The sequence below is a fragment of the Pseudomonas sp. GD03862 genome (assembly GCF_029840855.1).
GTDB lineage: Bacteria > Pseudomonadota > Gammaproteobacteria > Pseudomonadales > Pseudomonadaceae > Aquipseudomonas > Aquipseudomonas alloputida.
In genome coordinates, this window is record NZ_JAOCDI010000071.1 from 1 (window position 1) to 17,483 (window position 17,483).

The window sequence follows — 17,483 nt, forward strand, 5'->3', positions numbered from 1 at the left end:
CCGCGCAGCGCCAAGGCCCTTGGCGGGACGGCATGGTGCACGTGCCGGGCGGCGAGTTCAGCTTTGGTTCAAGCCGCTTTTACGACGAAGAAGGCCCGCCTCACCCCGCCAAGGTGTCCGGCTTCTGGATTGACGTGCATCCGGTCACCAACGCCCAGTTCGCGCGCTTCGTCAAGGCCACCGGGTATGTCACCCATGCCGAGCGCGGTACCCGTATCGAGGACAGCCCTGCCCTGCCCGACGCGCTGCGGGTACCGGGTGCGATGGTGTTTCATCAGGGTGCGGACGAGCTCAGCCCCGGCTGGCAGTTCGTGCCCGGCGCCAACTGGCGACACCCGCAGGGGCCGGGCAGCAGCCTGGCCGGGCTGGACAATCATCCGGTGGTGCAGATCGCCCTGGAAGATGCCCAGGCCTATGCCCACTGGGCAGGCCGCGAACTGCCCAGCGAGGCGCAGCTGGAATACGCCATGCGCGGCGGCCTGACCGATGCCGACTTCAGCTGGGGTACCACCGAGCTGCCCAAGGGCAAGCTCATGGCCAATACCTGGCAGGGTCAGTTCCCTTATCGCAATGCGGCGAAGGATGGTTTTACCGGTACATCACCCGTGGGCTGCTTCCCGGCCAACGGCTTTGGCCTGTTCGATGCCGGCGGCAATGTCTGGGAGCTGACTCGCACGGGCTATCGGCCAGGCCATGACGCACAGCGCGACGCCAAGCTCGACCCCTCAGGCCCGGCCCTGAGTGACAGCTTCGACCCGGCAGACCCCGGCGTGCCGGTGGCGGTAATCAAAGGCGGCTCGCACCTGTGTTCGGCGGACCGCTGCATGCGCTACCGCCCCTCGGCACGTCAGCCGCAGCCGGTGTTCATGACGACCTCGCACGTGGGTTTCAGAACGATTCGGCAATGAATGGCAACGGCGTGGCGGCCGCGTCGATGGCCACCACCTGCCGGTCGAGGTCGGGCAGCAGGTAGCTGAGGAAGAACCCAACGCTTTCCCGCTTTTCCCGGCGCTGTTCCGACCCCACTGGCGACGCCTGGATGCAGCGCGCGCTGCGGGCCCAGGCGAAGGCCTGCAGCACCGTTGCGCACAACTGCAGGAAGTCGCCTGCGGCGCGGTACGGAAATTCGGGATCGCCCGCGGTCATCGACAGCACCTTGGCCAGCACTGCCTCCAGCGTGTCGCACGCGCTGCCCAACGCGGTGGCAGCTGCGCCAGCGTCCGCAGCGGCCTCGGTACGCAACTCACCCAACAGCAGGGCGAACCCTTCCCCCCCATCGCCCAATACCTTGCGCAGCATCAGGTCGTTGGCCTGTATTTCGTTGGTGCCTTCGTAGATCATCGCGATGCGGCTGTCGCGCAAGGTCTGCTCGATGGCAAACTCCTGGGTGTAGCCATAGCCACCCAACACCTGCAAGGCCTTGCTTGCCAGGATGAACCCCTGCTCGGTGAAGGCCGCCTTGACGATGGGGGTCAGCAGCGCCGCCAATGTCGCGGCCTTCGCCCGTTGTGCAGGCTCGACGGCGGCGTCGGCGATATCCAGCCACTGGGCCGTCCAGTAGGCCAGCGCGCGCATCCCCTCGGTACGCACCCGCAACTCCAGCAAGACCCGACGCATGGCCGGGTGCAGGTGGATCGGGTCGGCGCCCTGGGCGCCCCCCTTGGCCCGCCCCGGGGCACTCATCTGGCGCCGCTCCAGGGCATAGTCGCGGGCCTGTTGCCAGGCGGCCTCGGCATGCCCCAGCCCTTGCAGGCCAACATGCAGCCGCGCGGAATTCATCATCACGAACATCGCCGCCAGGCCGCCATGGGGCTGACCTATCAACCAGCCCCGGGCCCCCTCCAGGCGTAGTGCGCAGGTGGCGCTGCCACGGATGCCCAGCTTGTGTTCCAGGCCGTCGCAGTACAGTGTATTGCGCTGGCCATCCTCCAGCCATTTCGGCACCAGCAACAGCGAGAGCCCGCGGTTGCTGGGCGGCGCATCCGGCAACCGGGCCAACACCAGGTGGAGTATGTCGCGGGTCAGGTCGTGTTCGCCGCCAGAGATGAACAGCTTGTTGCCACTGACCGCGTAGCCACCGTCGCCCAGGGGCACGGCGCGGCAGCGCAACAGGCTGAGATCGCTGCCGGCCTGGGGTTCGGTCAGGCACATGGTAGGCAGGGTGGCACCACTGACGATGCCCGGCAGATAGCGCGCCTGCAGCTCGGCGCAGGCATGGGCTTTCAGGCACAGGTAGGCACCGTGGGCGATGCCGGTGTACATTGCCCAGCCGTGGTTGCTGCCGAACAGCATTTCTTGCAAGGCCGCCTCCAGCACTAACGGCAGCCCTTGGCCGCCAAGCGCCGGGGCGCATGCCAGCGACGGCCAGCCACCGTCGACATAGGCGCGATAAGCCGCCGCGAATCCGTCCGGGGTGCGTACCTCCCCGCCCTCCATCTGGCAGCCCTGGCGATCGCCCGAACTGTTCAAAGGGGCCAGCACCTGCTCGCAGAAACGGGCCGCCTCTTCCAGTACCTGGGCCGCCAGGTCGAGGTCAACGTCGGCATATGCCGGTAATTGCGCCCAGGCCTGATCGGCCCGCAGCCAGTGTTGCAGGACGAACTGCATGTCGCGCAGGGGCGCCTTCCAGGTCATCGGATACCTCCGGGTCAGGCAACGAAATGAGGGTTTTCGATCAGCAGCGCCATGCCTTGGCCACCGCCGATGCATGCCGCTGCGATGCCATAGCGCAAGTTGCCGTCGCGCAATTGACGGGCCAAGGTGTGGACCAGGCGCAGGCCTGTAGCGGCCAATGGGTGACCAAGGGCGATAGCGCCGCCATGGACATTGAGCTTGTCCACATCGAGTTCGAGCGCCTGGGCCACCGCCAGCACTTGGGCGGCCTGGGCCTCGTTGATTTCCAGGCGGTCGATCTGCTCCAGGCGCAGGCCGCTGCGCTCGAGCAGCAAGGTAATGGCCGGTGCCGGCCCGATGCCCATGAGGCCGGGCGGCACGCCAACAGCCGTGGCCATCAGCAAGCGCGCCAAAGGCGGATGAGTGCAATCGGAGTAGCGCGTGACCAAGGCTGCCGCCGCGCCATCGACCACCGCGCAACTGTTGCCAGCCGTCTGCACGCCACCGGCGTGCACCGGGCGCAGCCGAGACAGTGCGGCGGCATCGGTAGGCCTCGGGTGGCTGTCCTGGCTGACCTCACTCACGCCACGCGGCAATGCAATGCCGCGTGGCTGGCAGCCTTCTGCCTCCAGTGCCTGCGCGGTGACGCTGACGATTTCCTCGTCGAACCAGCCCTGCACCTGGGCTTGCAGGGCCCGCTGATGGCTGCGCAGGGCCCACGCGTCCACCGTTTCACGCGCCAGGCCATAGGCACGGGCCAGGTTTTCCGCAGTACCGATCATGTCCACGCCGGCAGCCGGGTCGTACAGGGCTTCCCAGAGAAAGTCCTTGAACCCGACCGGCGCCCCCAGGCGAAAACCGCCCCGGTGTTCATAGGCCGCGATCGGATTGCGCGACATCGACTCCGCGCCCACGCACAGCACCTGGCGGGCGCCACTGCGCAGCTGTTCACCGGCCTGACGCAACAGTTCAAGGCCCGTGCCACAGATGCGCTGCACCGCCAGTGCCGGTACCGACTGCGGCACGCCACAGTAGAGGCCGACATGGCGTGGCAGCATGTAGGCGTCGAAGCTGGCCTGGGCCATGCTGCCGGCGAGCACGCTGTCTACCGCCTGAGGGGCGGCAGCTGCACGTGCCAGCACCGCGCGGCCGGCCTGAATGCCCAGGTCGATGGGCGAGATCGCGGCCAATGCGCCACCCAGGTCGACCCAGGGCGTGCGCACCATCTGGACGATGGCCGTGTCCTCGAAGACGGTGCACAGCCCGGCCGCACTCAAGGCCGCACCTTGGCGTGCAGTGCGTCGGGGTCTTCGCCACGGTACAGCGCCTCGACCTGAGCGGCGCGCCGCTGCAGCACGGCGCGCTGATTGATCGAGCCCTTGTCGGTGATTTCACCGGCGTCGATCGACGGCGGCTCGGCCAGCAGCGACAGCCATTCGATACGGCTGGCGTTGCCCTGGGCATCGCGGTTCAAGCGCTCCAGCCAGTCAGCGAACCAACTGCGCACGGTGTCGTTGGCCAGCACCTGCGCATCGCTGGCATCCTCTGCCAGCCCGGCCAGGCGCCGACACTCGGGCAGACGCGGGAACACCAGCAGGCCCAGGCATTCACGGTCCGGCGCGGTGACCACGATGTCCTGTACGTAAGGCGAGCCCTCCAGCACTGCGCGGTTGCGCAGCGGCCCGACACTGACGAATACCCCGGACGAAAGTTTGAAGTCCTCAGCGATACGGCCATCGAACATCAGGCCAAGCTCGGGCTGCCTGGCATCGGCCAGCTTCAACGCGTCGCCCGAACAGTAGAAGCCCTCCTCGTCGAACGCCTCGGCGGTCTGCTGCGGCGAGCGCCAGTAGCCCGGCATGATATGCGGGCCACGGAAGCGCGCCTCGAGCTTGTCGCCCACCGGCACCAGCTTCACTTCGCAGCCAGGTGCCGGCAGCCCGACATAGCCGGCCATCGACAACGGCCCGGTGGTGAAGGTGCACGATGGCGAGGCTTCGGTCATGCCAAGGCCGGCCATCATGCGGATGCGTTCGCCACAGTGTTGCTCGGCAATGCGGTCCAGCCGGTCCCAGACGCTTTGCGACAGGCCTGCGGCGGCAAAGAAGAACAGCTTGATGCGGGCAAAGAACACCTCGCGCAGCGCGGGGTCCTGCTCCAGTGCCTTGACCAGTTCCTCCCAGCCCTTGGGTACGGTGAGGTAGGCCGTGGGGGAAATCTCGCGCAGATTGCGCAAGGTCTCGGCGAAGCCTTGCGGGGTCGGCTTGCCGGCGTCCAGGTAGAAACTGCCCCCGTTGTAAAGCACGATGCCGAGGTTGTGGCTACCGCCGAACGTGTGGTTCCACGGCAGCCAGTCCACCAGCACCGGCGGCTCCTCGGCGAACGTCGGAAAAGTCTGCAGAAGCATCTGCTGATTGGCGCACAGCATGCGCTGGGTGGTGATCACCGCCTTGGGCAGCTTGGTCGAGCCCGAGGTGAAGAGGAATTTGGCGATGGTGTCCGGCCCGGTGGCGGCGAAAGCCGCATCGGCCGCCGCCAGGTCACCCGGTTGCAACAGGCTGTCGAAGCTTATATGGGGGCGACCTGCGACCTGGCCACGCACGCTGATCACGCCGACCGAATCGTTCAGCACCGCCTCGAAGGCGCGCTGGAACGGCTGGCTGTCGCTGACGAAGATCACTCCGGGGGTGAGCACCTCGCAGACATGGCGCAACTTGGCGAAGTCTTGCGACAACAGCGCGTAGGCCGGCGACACCGGGCAATAGGCAATACCGGCATACATGGCGCCGAGGGCGATTTGCAGGTGTTCGATGTCGTTGCCGGAAAGCAGCGCCAGCGGGCGCTCGGCACTGAGGCCCAGTCCTAGCAAGTTGGCGGCGATGGTGCGCACATCGGCGAGCATCTGCACGTAGCTGATCGAACGCCAGGCACCGTCTGCCTGGCGTGCCGCGATGAAAGTGGTGTCCGGGCGCACCTGGGCCCAATGCACCAGGCGCTCGAGCAGGCGCGCCGGCAGCGGCGCCAGTGGCTCGACAGGTTGCATGCGCAGCACGTCGTCGACGTGACTGACCTGCACCTGGGGATGCCCGATGGCCACCTGGCGGTAGCGCGGACGTTGGCCAGGGTCGGTCGACCCTGAGCGGGCTTCGTTATTCACGCAGGTTGCTCCTTGTTCTTGTTGTACATCCTGCCGCCGCCCGAAATGACGGGCGGCGGTCATCTTGCCGGTGGCCTGGGCCTGCCGCGGCTAGATGGGATAGTGACGCGGACCGTGCTGGAGGGTGACCCAGCGCAACTGGGTGAACTGATCGATGGCCGTGCGGCTGCCGAAGCTGCCATAGCCGCTGGACTTGACCCCGCCAAACGGCATCTGCGCTTCATCGTGAACGGTCGGCCCGTTGATATGGCAGATACCCGACTCCACCCGTTGAGCCAAGGCCAGGGCGCGGCTGGTGTCGCGGCTGAAAATGGCCGATGACAGACCGAACTCCGAGTCGTTGGCCAGCTGCAGCAAGGCTTCGTCGCCTTCGGCGCGCAGTACCACCGCCACCGGGCCGAAGGACTCCTCGCGGTACAGGCGCATGCTGGCATCGACGTTGTCGAGCAAGGTCGGTTGCAGGATGCTGCCTTCCAGCTGGCCGCCGCTGACCAGGCGCGCGCCCTTGGCCACGGCATCGTCGATCAGTGCCTTGATGCGCTCGCCGGCCGCTGCGCTGACCAGCGAGCCGAGCACCGAGGTGCTGGCTTGCGGATCACCTGCACGCAGCCCGGCGATCTTCACCGCCAGCTTGTCGACGAAGGCGTCGGCAATACGGCTGTCCACCACAAGGCGCTCGGTGGACATGCAGATCTGCCCCTGGTTGAAGTAGGCACCAAAGGCCGCCGCTTCGACCGTGGCGTCCAGGTCGGCATCGTCGAGCACCAGCAAAGGCGCCTTGCCGCCCAGTTCGAGCAGGGCCGGCTTGAGGTGGCGGGCCGCCAGTTCGCCGACGATGCGCCCGACGTGCGTCGAACCGGTGAAGTTGACCCGGCGTACCGCAGGGTTGGCGATCAGCCGCTCGACGATGGCCGGGGCATCCTGCGGCGCATTGCTGATGACATTGACCACGCCGTCGCCGATGCCTGCATCGTGCAGCACCTGGCCGATCAGCCGATGGACCGCCGGGCTCAGCTCCGAGGCCTTGAGCACCACGGTGTTGCCGCAGGCCAGCGGCATGGCAATGGCACGCGTGGCCAGTATCACCGGGGCGTTCCACGGTGCGATGCCCAACACCACGCCGCAGGGCGCGCGCAGGGCCATTGCGAAGCTGCCGGGAACGTCCGAGGGGATCACTTCACCGGTGATCTGCGTGGTCATGGCTGCAGCCTCGCGCAGCATGTTGGCGGCCAACTTCACGTTGAAGCCATACCAGTTGGCCATGGCCCCGGTTTCACCGGCGGCGGCGATGAACTCGGCGGCCCTCGCCTGCAACAGATCAGCGCCTGCCAGCAAGCGGCTGCGCCGCTCGCCCGGTGCCAGGGCGGCCCAGGCCGGAAACGCCGCGCTGGCAGCAGCCACCGCGGCATCGGCATCGGCCAGTGTGGCGGCGGCAGCCTGCGACACCACCTCGCCAGTCACCGGGTTACAGCGCTCGAAGGTTCGTCCATCGCTGGCGGGGCGCGACTGCCCGCCAATCAGCAAAGGCACCTGCAACATGCTCATTCCTCTTGTTGTCGTTATAGAGAAATACCCGCGGGCTTTGGCGCGGCACACCGTCGCCCGCGGTGCGACTCAGCGCTTGTAGGCCTGCAGGCCTGGCTTGATGCTCTTGTCGTCGAGGAACTGCTTCATGCCCTGCTCGCGGCCGCCAGTAGTGTCCAGCAGGCGCGACTGGTCGAGCTTGGCGTAGAGGTAGTCTTCGTTCTGTTCCCAGGTCAGCTCGCGGCAGCGCTTGAAGCCATTCTTCGCGGCGCGCAGCACCACCGGGTTCTTTTCCAGCAGGTTCAGCGCCAACTCGCGGGTGGTTTCACGCAGCTCGGCCAGCGGCACACTGTCGTTCACCAGGCCCATCTCGGCAGCCTTGCGACCATCGAAGGTCTTGCCGGTCATGATGTAGTACAGCGACTGACGATGGCCAACGGTATCGGCCATGGCCTTGCTGACCAGATTGCCAGGCGGGATGCCCCAGTTGATTTCCGACAGGCCGAAGGTCGCTTCGTTGGCGCAGATCGCCAGGTCGCATGCCACCAGTGGGCTGAAGCCGCCGCCGAAGCACCAGCCGTTGACCATGGCGATGGTCGGTTTGGCATACAGACGCAGCAACTTCCATTGCCATTGCGAGGCTTCGCGACGAATCTTTTCCTGGAGGATTTCCGGGCCGGCGTCCACCTCGCGGAAGTACTCCTTCAGGTCCATGCCGGCGGTCCAGGACTCGCCGGCACCGGTCAATACCAGCACGCCAGCGTCAGCGTCCTGTTCGAGGGTTTCCAGCACGTCGACCATTTCCCGGTTCAGGGTGGGGCTCATGGCATTGCGTTTTTCCGGGCGATTGAGGGTCACCCAGGCGATGCCCGCTTCCAGTTCGACCTTCACGGTGGTCCAGCGGCCTTCATATTTGCTCATGGTTCTGCACTCTTGTTGTTCGAGGTGATGGGGCCACGCTAACGGGTCGAATTAGTTATGTCAATTAACCATTAACAAATTTATCTTTAACCCATGGGTAGGCGCGCTGCCTTTTTCCAAAGTCTCTCTAGCCGAATCGCATAAGGACAGGCAAAATAGGTAACTTTATTACCCATGATCGAGGAGCATGAACCCTGATGGCTAGGTCTGCCCGTAGTACCGACGACGCTTGCGTGGCTGCTCCTGTAGGAGAAGGGGTGCTTGAAGACTTGATCGGCTACGCCTTGCGACGCGCGCAATTGAAGCTGTTTCAGAACCTTATTGCCCGGCTCTCGGCCCATGACCTGCGCCCGGCACAATTTTCCGCCCTGGCGATCATCGACCAGAACCCCGGGCTGATGCAGGCCGACCTGGCGCGTGCGTTGGCAATCGAACCCCCGCAAGTCGTGCCAATGCTGAACAAACTGGAAGAGCGCGCGCTGGCCGTGCGCGTGCGGTGCAAACCGGACAAGCGCTCGTATGGGATTTTCCTGAGCAAATCGGGCGAAGCCCTGTTGAAGGAGTTGAAGCACATCGCCGCCGACAGCGATCATCAGGCGACATCCAACCTCTCGGATGACGAAAGGACTGAACTGTTGCGGTTATTGAAGAAAATCTACCGGGACTGACTCAGTCTGCCCAGCGTGGTGAAATCCGATCGACCTGTTGCGCCTCTTTGACGTCCCAAGAAAGCACCTTGGCAAATCAACCCAGAGGCGAGGTACTCATGAACGACCGCATCATCGCGTTTTTCACCGAAACCACCGTATTCGGCATCTCCATTCTCAATCTGCTGGTGGCGCTGACAGTCGCCACCTTGGTCTTCCTGGTCGCCCGTGCCGCCATCAGTTTCCTGATGCGCCGGGTACGGCGCTGGTCCGAACACGAAGGCCCACTGAGCCAGATAATGGCCAAGGTGCTTTCCGGCACCAGCAACTTTCTGTTGTTGCTGGCCTCTTTGCTGGTGGGCCTGAGCATGCTCGACCTGCCCGAGCGCTGGCTGAGCAGGGTCAGCAGCCTGTGGTTCGTGGTCGCTGCCTTGCAGATTGGCCTGTGGGCCAACCGCGCCATCGGCCTGGGCCTGAGCCGCTACTTCGCCCGCCACCGTACCGACGGCCTGAACCAGGGCAGCGCACTGGCAACCCTTTCGGCCTGGGGCGCGCGGGTCCTGTTGTGGTCAGTCGTAGTGCTGGCAATGCTGTCGAACCTGGGGGTGAACATCACCGCCTTCGTCGCCAGCCTGGGCGTGGGCGGCATCGCAGTGGCGCTGGCTGTGCAGAATATCCTTGGCGACCTGTTCGCTTCGTTGTCGATCGCCGTGGACAAGCCGTTCGAGATCGGTGACTTCATCGTCATCGGGCCCCTGGCGGGCACCGTTGAGCACGTTGGCCTCAAAACCACACGCATCCGCAGCCTCGGCGGCGAACAGATCGTCATGGCCAACGCCAGCATGATCAGCAGCACCATCCAGAATTACAAGCGCCTGCAAGAGCGTCGCATCGTGTTCGAGTTCGGGCTTTCCTACGACACGCCCACCGAGGCCGTGAAGAAAGCGCCAGGCATCGTCGAAGACGCCATCAAGGCCCAGGAGCAGGCGCGTTTCGACCGCGCTCACCTGCGTGGCTTCGGCAAAGAGGCGCTGGAGTTCGAGTGTGTCTACATCGTCCAGGACCCAGGCTACAACCTTTACATGGACATTCAGCAGGCGATCAACTTCAGGCTGCTGGAGCGGTTCTCGCAAATCGGCGCCAAGTTCGCCGTACCGGTGCGCGCGATCAAGGTCACGGCATTGCCAGAGGCCGCCGGCCTGCATGGCCAGGCTCGCGAAGGCCTGAGCATCAGAGGCGCTTGATGCTGGCCGGCTCGCCAGATAGGTGCGCCGCAGGGCGTGCACATGCGCACGCCCTGCCCGCGCTGAAACGCTATTTAAGCGCCGCGGTGAAGCTGTCTTTCAGCACCTCGAGAAGGAAGTCCGCATTGGCCCGGCTGAAAATCATCGAAGGCCGCATTTTCAGCACGTTGTCATGCGGGCCTTCGGTGCCGATCAACACGCCGCGCTCCCGGGCACCATCAGCCACTTTTCTGGCCAGGGCCGTGGCTGGCGCCTTCGACTTGCGGTCAGTGACCAGCACGATGCCGAGGAACAGGCCCAACCCGCGCACATCGCCAATCACGTCGAATTGCTGCTGAAGCTTGCGCAAACCCTCGAGCAGGTAATGGCCGACACTCAAGGCGTTTTCTTTCAACTGGTCGCGCTCGATTGCATCGAGTACCGCCAGGCCTACCGCGCATGACACCGGGTTACCGGCGAAGGTATTGAAATACTCCATGCCGTTGTTGAAAGCATCGGCAACCTCGCGCGTGGTCACTACCGCCGACATCGGGTGGCCGTTACCAATGGGTTTGCCCATGCTGACGGCATCCGGGACCACGCCCTGGGTCTCGAATGCCCACCAGTGGCTGCCTACCCGGCCAAACCCGACCTGAACCTCATCGGCCAGGCACAGCCCACCTTCGGCTCGCACCATGGCATACACCTCCTCGAGGTAGTGTTCGGGCAAAAACACCTGCCCCGCCACGCTGGGGATCGACTCGGCAATGAAAAAACCGGGGCGCTTGCCTGCCTTGCGCATGGCATCCAGCTGCTCTGCCACCGACTCGGCAAAGCGCTTGCCGTGCGCTTCCACGGGCCAGTGCTCGGGGGCGTAGTAGCTGTCCGGGACCACGGCCTCGTAAACATGCGCCGCCCTGCCCTTGCCCGCCTTGCGCTTGTACTTGTAAGGGCTCAGATCGATCAGTTCCTGAGTGGTGCCGTGGTAGGCCCAGTCCAGCACGATCGCCTGATCACTGCCTGTGTAGTTACGCGCCATACGCAGCATCAGGCTGTTGGCCTCACTCCCCGAGCAGCCAAAGGACGCTACGCAAAGGCCCTTGGGCAAAGTGCCGGTCAGGCGTTCGGCGTATTCGACGATGTTGTCGTGCAGGTAGCGGGTATTGGTGTTGAGCAGAGCAGCCTGGCGGGTCAAGGCTTCGACCACGTCGGGATGACTATGGCCCAGGTGGCACACGTTGTTGAAGCAGTCCAGGTAGGCCCGCCCGAAGTTGTCGATCAGCCATACGCCATCACCGCGCACGAACTTGATCGGGTCGGTGTACGAAATGGACAGGTTGGGTAGCAGCAGTTCCTTGCGCCTGGTAATGATCTGGGCCTTGGTCATCCCCTGCTGGCTGTAGGTCTCTGGCGGGATACCGGCCAGGGCCGAGGCATCGGGGAACAGGTCGGCCCACGCTTCGCGGTACGCTGGTTCACCCACGCCAATGACCTCGCACGCGCGCAACTGGGTATCGGTGACCAACTGCAGATGCAGGTGGGGAATCCAGCCGCCGTTCTCGTGATCGCTGCCCATGTAACCGACCAGGTCGCCGGCTTCGAGCTTGTCACCGGCCTTCAAACGGCTGAGCGCCTCGTGGGCCATGTGCCCCCACAGCGTCAGAAATGGCGGGCAACCGGGCGGGGTATGCTCGAGCATCACCAGGCCGCCATAACCCAGCGGATCTGGCTCGACCTCGACGCTTCTGACGGTGCCGGCAATCGGTGCGTACAGCGGCGTACCCGCTGGCATCAGCAAATCTACCCCCACATGCAGGGTCCGGTACTGCCCCTTGATGAAGCGAGACTCAAAGGCGCTGTCGGTATAGACGGCACGTACCTCGCCCCATGGCCCGATGCCCAGCGGGGCCTTGTGCGCGGCAGAGAATTCATTCCACCACCGCGTCGCATCTGCAGGGCGCTGCTGGGCCGAGGCAATGGTCATCTCGTGGCTGGCATCGCCAAACGGCGCGATGACCTTGTCCAGAATGGCGGCTGACGGGCGCACCAGGTCGGCAAACGACTTGTGGTTGTCGGCAATCCAGCGGCGGACTTCCCCCGCACCTTCGATGGCATCGAAACCACAGGCCTTGCGCAAAATGCCGGTGGCCAACCGTGAGTTCATCGAATCGAGCTGTTCCAGTAGACGCCAGGCAGGCGCTTCACTGATCGCCAGGTAGGGGTTGTCGTCTGTCTGATCCTGCCGGGAAGCGGAGAACGTCACGCTGATGACCAAACGCATGGCAATCAGGTTGAACAACACATCAAGCTCTTGCGCTTGCAACGGGTACTTCTCGTGGAAGCCGGCCACCAGCGCAGCCGCAGCGCCGATCGGGTCGTCCATGTCGAGAATGGCGTACGCGCTGGCGATCGCGACCTCGGCAATCAGAACGGTGTGCACGGCATCCCCAAAATCGATGAAGCCAGTCACGCTATGGGGCGTTTCGGCATCGACCAGGATGTTCCAGTCGTTGGCATCGTTGTGGATCACCTGGGCCCGAAGGGAAGCCAGCTTAGGCTGTACAGTCTGTTCGAACCGGGCGATGAAGCGCTCGGCAACGGCCCGGCGATCAGGGTCCTTGATGCAGTGCAGCCGCGAACGGGAGCGCGCAGCATGGCGTAAGTCCCAGTCCAGGTTACGGACTGCGCCCGGGTGCATGAAGCCCTGCAGTGCACGGTCAAGTTCACCGAGTGCCTGGCCGAAGTTTCTCATCAACGCCAGGGAGCGTCTGGCCTTGGCAAGTGGCGTGCCGGCCAGCCAGCTGACCAGGCGCACAGCGTGCTTTTCACCGGTGCTGCTGGCCACAGACGGCAGGTAGTCGCCAGTCACGCTGGCCCGCAGGTGTGGCACGCCCAAATGCGCGCCATGCACGGCCAGGTGATCGAGTAGCGCGGTTTGAAACTCGCTTTCTACCCTGGGCTCGCTGGCATTGACGATTTTCAGTATCCAGCCTGCATCTACGCCAGTCTCCAGCCGGTAATTGCGATCACGCTCCCCATCCAGGGGCGTTGCAGTGCCGGTGACATCGAAGAAATCTTTTGCAAGGCCCTCTGCATCGCTTGCCGAAAACCGAGGTGCCGGGTGGGAAAGGTCTGTCATATCATCAGGTTCCGAGCGCGCTGATTGTTTTTCAATAGCTTGTCATGCGCCGCCGAAACGGACACCCTGCATACGGTCGGGCGCAACAGGCATTATGCCGGTTCCGACCGGCATAATGACGGCAAGCTTATCAAGGGGCTGCAATGCGTGACCTGGATGCGAAAGATCGTGAGATTCTTGAGGTACTTTCGAAGGACGCGCGTATTGCGCTCAAGGCGTTAGCCGGCCGCATAGGCCTTTCCCGAAGTGCAACCACCGAGCGTGTCGCCAACCTTGAACGCAGCGGGGTCATTCGCGGTTATCGCGCTGACATCGGTGAAATAGACGCCAACGTGATACGCGCGATCTTGCTGGTGACGTTGCAGCGCACGCCTGCCATGGGGCTGCTCGACCAGTTGGCAACGGACGCGCGCGTACGGCGGGTTTCGTCGGTGAGCGGTCAGCTCGACCTGGTGGTTGAAGTGGAGACCCGAACGATCGACGACCTCAACCAGGTACGCGACAACGTGGCACGTCACGAATCAGTGGATGACATTACCACGTCGGTAGTCCTGCGCCGTGATATCGACCGCCAGGGCGCCTGATACCTGCAGAGGCAGTAGACAGGCCGTACTCACCCAAGCCTCACAGGTGTCGAAGCACGCCCTGAATCTCGCCTACGACCTGCCGCGTTGCCTCGTCGACGGTCCCTTCATTACGGCACAGCACCCAGCCTTGCTCTGCAACCGCACGCTCGAACGCCTCGGTACAGGCAACCTGTTCTTCCAGGTTATGGATCACCGTACTGCCCAGCCCACGCGTGCGCGCCGCGGCCCTCGCCCATGAGGTTTCAGGCGTTGTGACAACCCCGACATGCAAATCGGGCACTTGCACGTTTCGTTCGAGGTTCAGGCGTAGGATCTTGTCAAACGGCACTGTGCGGCGAAACGCAGCGTCAGAAGGGTACCAGCGATCAATCAGGATGATGCTGTCAGCGGGCTGCCTGGGCAGTACATGTCGGGAAATCCAGGCGCGGCTTTCAGCGAAGCGCTCGCAAACCTTGAACTCAAGGTCCTGGCAAGGGCTTCTGGAAAGCTGGTTGACCAAGGCCATGGTCTCGCCCCGGTGAGGATCATTCTTTCTTTCGCAAAGGCGGATCACCTTGTTCCCGTCCAGCCGTAACGCTTGAGTGACGGCCTCCAGCAGCGTGGTCTTGCCGGTCCCCTTGGGCCCATCGAAGGAAATAAACAGCGGGCGGTTCATCGTGCAATACCAGTTGGCTCAAGCGCGGGATAAGACCATTGATCAGAGCTGCCTTCAAGCGATTCTCGACGGGAGTACATCCGTACTCCACGCTGTGATCAAAGCATTGTCTTGGGAATGGACCGGTATTGCCCGACCCGCCATCCCCAAGGCGTTCAATGCCTGCTAGGCTGACGGACGATGGCGGACCTGCTGCCCGCCTCCCCTTACCCACAGGCACGGGCCAATGACCTACAACCCCCACGTTAACCTGACCAACTGCGACCGGGAGCCCATCCAGATTCCCGGGAGCATCCAGCCCCATGGCTGCCTGCTGGCCTGTGATGCCTCGGCGACCGTGGTGCTGCGCCATTCGGTCAACGCCCCACAAGTGCTGGGTGTAGCAAGCGATATCAATGGTCAGAAACTGCACGCGGTGCTGGGTGACGAGGTCACGCATACGCTTCGCAACGCACTTGCCCGTACCCGGGATGCCTCGCGCCCCGCGCTCAGTTTCGGCGTGACGCTGCCCAACGGCGAGGCCGTCGACATCGCCGCCCACTTGTACAAAGGCACGGCAATCCTCGAATTCGAGCCCGCCGGGGCGAGCATCGCCGAACCGATCGAGCTGGCGCGCACGCTGATTGCCCAACTGCGCGAAATCGACCAGACCAGCAAGCTGTTCCGCGACGCCGCCCGCTTTGTCCGGGCGGTGCTCGGTTACGACCGGGTGATGATCTACCAGCTGGGAGCCGACGGTGCCGGCAAGGTGGTTGCCGAGTCCAGGCGTGGCGACCTCGAAAGCTTCATGGGCCAGTACTTCCCTGCCTCCGATATCCCCCAGCAGGCCCGCGCGCTCTACCTGCGCAACCCGATCCGGGTAATCTCCGACGCCCGGTTCAATACGGTCGCCATCAACCCGGTGCTCGACCCCTCGGGCGAACCGCTCGACCTGTCCTACGCGCACCTGCGCAGCGTCTCGCCGATCCATTGCGAATACCTGTGCAACATGGGCGTGGGCGCCTCAATGTCGATTTCCGTCATCGTCAACGGCGAGCTGTGGGGAATGATTGCCTGCCATCACTACGCACCGCGCACGCTGGCCATGGGGCAACGTGTGGCCGCCGAGATGTTCGGTGAGTTCTTCTCCCTGCATATCGAGACCCTGCGTAGCCGGCAAAAACTCGAAGCCGCCGTGCGCATCCACAAAGCGCTGGACAGCCTGCTGCGCGACGCCAACCAGGCGGCGGACATTGATGGGTTCTTCCACGCACGCCTGCCCCGGTTGATGTCGCTGATTCCCTGCGACGGCATCGGCATGTCGCTGCTAGGCCGCTGGTCGTGCGCAGGGCTGGCGCCGCCCCAAACGGCCGTGCCTGATCTGCTGCGGCTGGCAGACATGGTCAGCGAAGGCCGAATCTGGGCGTCCAATCGCCTGTCGACAGTGCTCCCGTCGGCCCAGGCGTATTTCAATGATGTGTCGGGTGTGCTGATCGTCCCGATGTCGCAACACCCCAGGGATTACTTGATCTTCTTCCGCAAGGAGGTGGTCGAGACACTCGACTGGGCCGGTGACCCGAGCAAGACCTATGACAGCGGCGCGTTGGGCGACCGCCTGACGCCACGCAAAAGCTTCGCCATCTGGAAAGAAACCGTTCACCAGCAGTCGCTACCCTGGACCGAGCAGGACCGCCAGTTTGGCGATGCCATCCGTACCGCTATCGTCGAAGTGGTACTGCACAACAGCGAACTGCTCGCCAGTGAACGCGCCAAAGCTGAGGTGCGCCAGCGCATGCTCAACGAAGAGCTCAACCACAGGGTCAAGAACATCCTGTCGCTGATTGGTGCACTGGTTGCCCATCCGACCCCGGAAAGCCAGACCCTGCAGGACTATGTGGCAACGCTCAAAGGGCGTATCCAGGCCTTGTCGTTGGCCCATGACCAGGTGGTGCGCGGTGACGGTGGCGGGCGCCTGGCGAAGCTGCTGGAGGCCGAGCTTTCTCCCTATCGCACGGCGGCCGGCGTGATCGAGTTGCAGGGCCCGAACGTCATCCTCGATGCGCGCGCTTACTCGGTCATGGCCCTGGTGCTGCACGAACTGGCCACCAACGCGGCCAAGTACGGTGCGTTATCGCGGGCCGGCGGCAGGCTTTCGGTGAGCTGGGCAATCGACGCCACCAACGGCTGTGCAATCAGTTGGCGGGAAAGTGGTGGGCCAACGGTACGCCCGCCCAGCCGCAGCGGCTTCGGCACGGTACTGATCGACCGCAGCATCCCGTTCGACCTGGGTGGTACCAGCGCGGTGGAATATCACCCCGAAGGCCTGCAAGGCTTTTTCAGAATCCCGGCCAAGCACCTTTCCGTAGCCGAAGCGGCAGAAACCGCTCTCCCGGCCACGCCTCTGGCCCGTGCAAACGGTGCGTTTGCAGCGCGCTCGGGCTTGTGTGTGCTGATACTCGAGGATCAACTGGTGATTGCAGTAGGCCTGGAGCAAATTCTCAACGATGCGCAAATCAAGGACGTGATCACCGCCAGCTCCGAGGACGAAGCCATGCAACTGCTTGGCAGCCACAAGCCGGACGCGGCAATACTGGATGTCAACCTGGGCACCGGAACCTCCATTTCCGTAGCGGATGAGCTGGTTCGCCGGCAGGTTCCGTTCCTCTTTGCCACCGGCTATGGCGACGGCATCAGCATTCCCGAGCACTTGCAGCATGTGCCCGTCACGCGCAAGCCTTATGACGCCAATGCCATTCTGGCCAGCCTGCAAGGTCTGCTTGAGCTGGGGTGAGTGGGATTCAGAGGCAGTCTTGTGTCATGAAAAGGCCCGTAACGCCGACATATCACTGTCAGCTATACGGGCCTTTTCGCAGCGCAATGCCGCCCCTGAAAAAGGACGGCGTCGGCCTGTCAGGGCTTACACCGCCAGGGCGCGCTCACGCAGCTCGCTGTTGAGGATGCGGTCGTTCTCGCTGTAATCGACCGGGCAGTCGATCACGTGCACACCCGGGGTCTTGATGCAGTGCTCAAGCAGCGGC

At 63.9% G+C, this 17,483-nt stretch carries 13 protein-coding genes; 5 read left to right on the plus strand and 8 right to left on the minus strand.

Features of this window, described 5'->3' with window-relative positions; all coding sequences use genetic code 11:
• Positions 1–908, plus strand: a 908-nt coding sequence (locus N5D53_RS26345) for a formylglycine-generating enzyme family protein (protein WP_279841055.1), incomplete at its 5' end; no start/stop codon positions are given.
• Here N5D53_RS26345 and N5D53_RS26350 read toward each other — a convergent pair.
• From N5D53_RS26350 to N5D53_RS26370, 5 genes are all read right to left on the minus strand, one after another.
• Positions 889–2,634: an acyl-CoA dehydrogenase family protein gene (locus N5D53_RS26350; RefSeq protein WP_266021499.1), complete on the minus strand. Its 1,746-nt coding sequence runs from the start codon at positions 2,632–2,634 to the stop codon at positions 889–891. The genes N5D53_RS26345 and N5D53_RS26350 overlap by 20 nt on opposite strands.
• 14 nt (positions 2,635–2,648) lie before the next feature.
• Positions 2,649–3,890 carry a thiolase family protein gene (locus N5D53_RS26355; RefSeq protein WP_190869205.1) on the minus strand — a complete coding sequence of 414 codons (1,242 nt, stop codon included), beginning with the start codon at positions 3,888–3,890 and terminating at the stop codon, positions 2,649–2,651.
• Positions 3,887–5,770: a feruloyl-CoA synthase gene (locus N5D53_RS26360; protein ID WP_279841057.1), complete on the minus strand. Its 1,884-nt coding sequence runs from the start codon at positions 5,768–5,770 to the stop codon at positions 3,887–3,889. Before N5D53_RS26360 ends, N5D53_RS26355 begins: the two co-directional genes overlap by 4 nt.
• Positions 5,771–5,860: 90 nt before the next feature.
• Positions 5,861–7,309, minus strand: coding sequence for an aldehyde dehydrogenase (locus N5D53_RS26365; RefSeq protein ID WP_088513139.1), 1,449 nt, complete (start codon positions 7,307–7,309; stop codon positions 5,861–5,863).
• 75 nt (positions 7,310–7,384) lie between these two features.
• A complete protein-coding gene (locus N5D53_RS26370) occupies positions 7,385–8,215 on the minus strand; it encodes a p-hydroxycinnamoyl CoA hydratase/lyase (protein WP_010954234.1) in 831 nt (276 codons plus the stop codon).
• Positions 8,216–8,412: 197 nt separating this feature from the next.
• On the opposite strand from N5D53_RS26370, the gene N5D53_RS26375 reads away from it, so the two are divergent.
• Both N5D53_RS26375 and N5D53_RS26380 read left to right on the plus strand, forming a co-directional pair.
• The gene (locus N5D53_RS26375) at positions 8,413–8,883 is read left to right on the plus strand and encodes a MarR family transcriptional regulator (RefSeq protein WP_012052230.1); all 471 of its coding nucleotides are present in this window, start codon (positions 8,413–8,415) and stop codon (positions 8,881–8,883) included.
• 98 nt (positions 8,884–8,981) lie between these two features.
• Positions 8,982–10,106 carry a mechanosensitive ion channel family protein gene (locus tag N5D53_RS26380; protein WP_104887680.1) on the plus strand — a complete coding sequence of 375 codons (1,125 nt, stop codon included), beginning with the start codon at positions 8,982–8,984 and terminating at the stop codon, positions 10,104–10,106.
• Between the two features lie 70 nt (positions 10,107–10,176).
• Here the strand turns inward: N5D53_RS26380 and N5D53_RS26385 are convergent, their stop codons facing one another.
• Entirely contained in the window at positions 10,177–13,224 is a 3,048-nt protein-coding gene (locus tag N5D53_RS26385) for an aminotransferase class III-fold pyridoxal phosphate-dependent enzyme (RefSeq protein WP_279841063.1), read from the minus strand.
• Positions 13,225–13,367: 143 nt separating this feature from the next.
• Between N5D53_RS26385 and N5D53_RS26390 the strand changes: the two genes are divergently transcribed.
• The gene (locus N5D53_RS26390) at positions 13,368–13,808 is read left to right on the plus strand and encodes an Lrp/AsnC family transcriptional regulator (RefSeq protein ID WP_004374903.1); all 441 of its coding nucleotides are present in this window, start codon (positions 13,368–13,370) and stop codon (positions 13,806–13,808) included.
• A 40-nt stretch (positions 13,809–13,848) separates the two neighbouring features.
• On the opposite strand, the gene N5D53_RS26395 is transcribed toward N5D53_RS26390, so the two are convergent.
• Positions 13,849–14,466 (minus strand): dTMP kinase, encoded by a 618-nt coding sequence (locus N5D53_RS26395; RefSeq protein ID WP_064493464.1) that lies wholly within the window; start codon positions 14,464–14,466, stop codon positions 13,849–13,851.
• A 226-nt stretch (positions 14,467–14,692) separates the two neighbouring features.
• On the opposite strand from N5D53_RS26395, the gene N5D53_RS26400 reads away from it, so the two are divergent.
• Entirely contained in the window at positions 14,693–17,236 is a 2,544-nt protein-coding gene (locus N5D53_RS26400; protein WP_279841064.1) for an HWE histidine kinase domain-containing protein, read from the plus strand.
• A 126-nt stretch (positions 17,237–17,362) separates the two neighbouring features.
• Here N5D53_RS26400 and N5D53_RS26405 read toward each other — a convergent pair.
• Positions 17,363–17,483: hypothetical protein (locus tag N5D53_RS26405; RefSeq protein ID WP_243434162.1), on the minus strand; the 121-nt coding region annotated here is incomplete at its 5' end.

Coding starts and splice junctions, on each gene's coding strand:
- N5D53_RS26400 (WP_279841064.1), top strand. CDS start 14,693: ATGACCTACAACCCCCACGTTAACCTGACCAACTGCGACCGGGAGCCC.
- N5D53_RS26380 (WP_104887680.1), top strand. CDS start 8,982: ATGAACGACCGCATCATCGCGTTTTTCACCGAAACCACCGTATTCGGC.
- N5D53_RS26385 (WP_279841063.1), bottom strand. CDS start 13,224: ATGACAGACCTTTCCCACCCGGCACCTCGGTTTTCGGCAAGCGATGCA.
- N5D53_RS26350 (WP_266021499.1), bottom strand. CDS start 2,634: ATGACCTGGAAGGCGCCCCTGCGCGACATGCAGTTCGTCCTGCAACAC.
- N5D53_RS26370 (WP_010954234.1), bottom strand. CDS start 8,215: ATGAGCAAATATGAAGGCCGCTGGACCACCGTGAAGGTCGAACTGGAA.
- N5D53_RS26390 (WP_004374903.1), top strand. CDS start 13,368: ATGCGTGACCTGGATGCGAAAGATCGTGAGATTCTTGAGGTACTTTCG.
- N5D53_RS26375 (WP_012052230.1), top strand. CDS start 8,413: ATGGCTAGGTCTGCCCGTAGTACCGACGACGCTTGCGTGGCTGCTCCT.
- N5D53_RS26365 (WP_088513139.1), bottom strand. CDS start 7,309: ATGTTGCAGGTGCCTTTGCTGATTGGCGGGCAGTCGCGCCCCGCCAGC.
- N5D53_RS26395 (WP_064493464.1), bottom strand. CDS start 14,466: ATGAACCGCCCGCTGTTTATTTCCTTCGATGGGCCCAAGGGGACCGGC.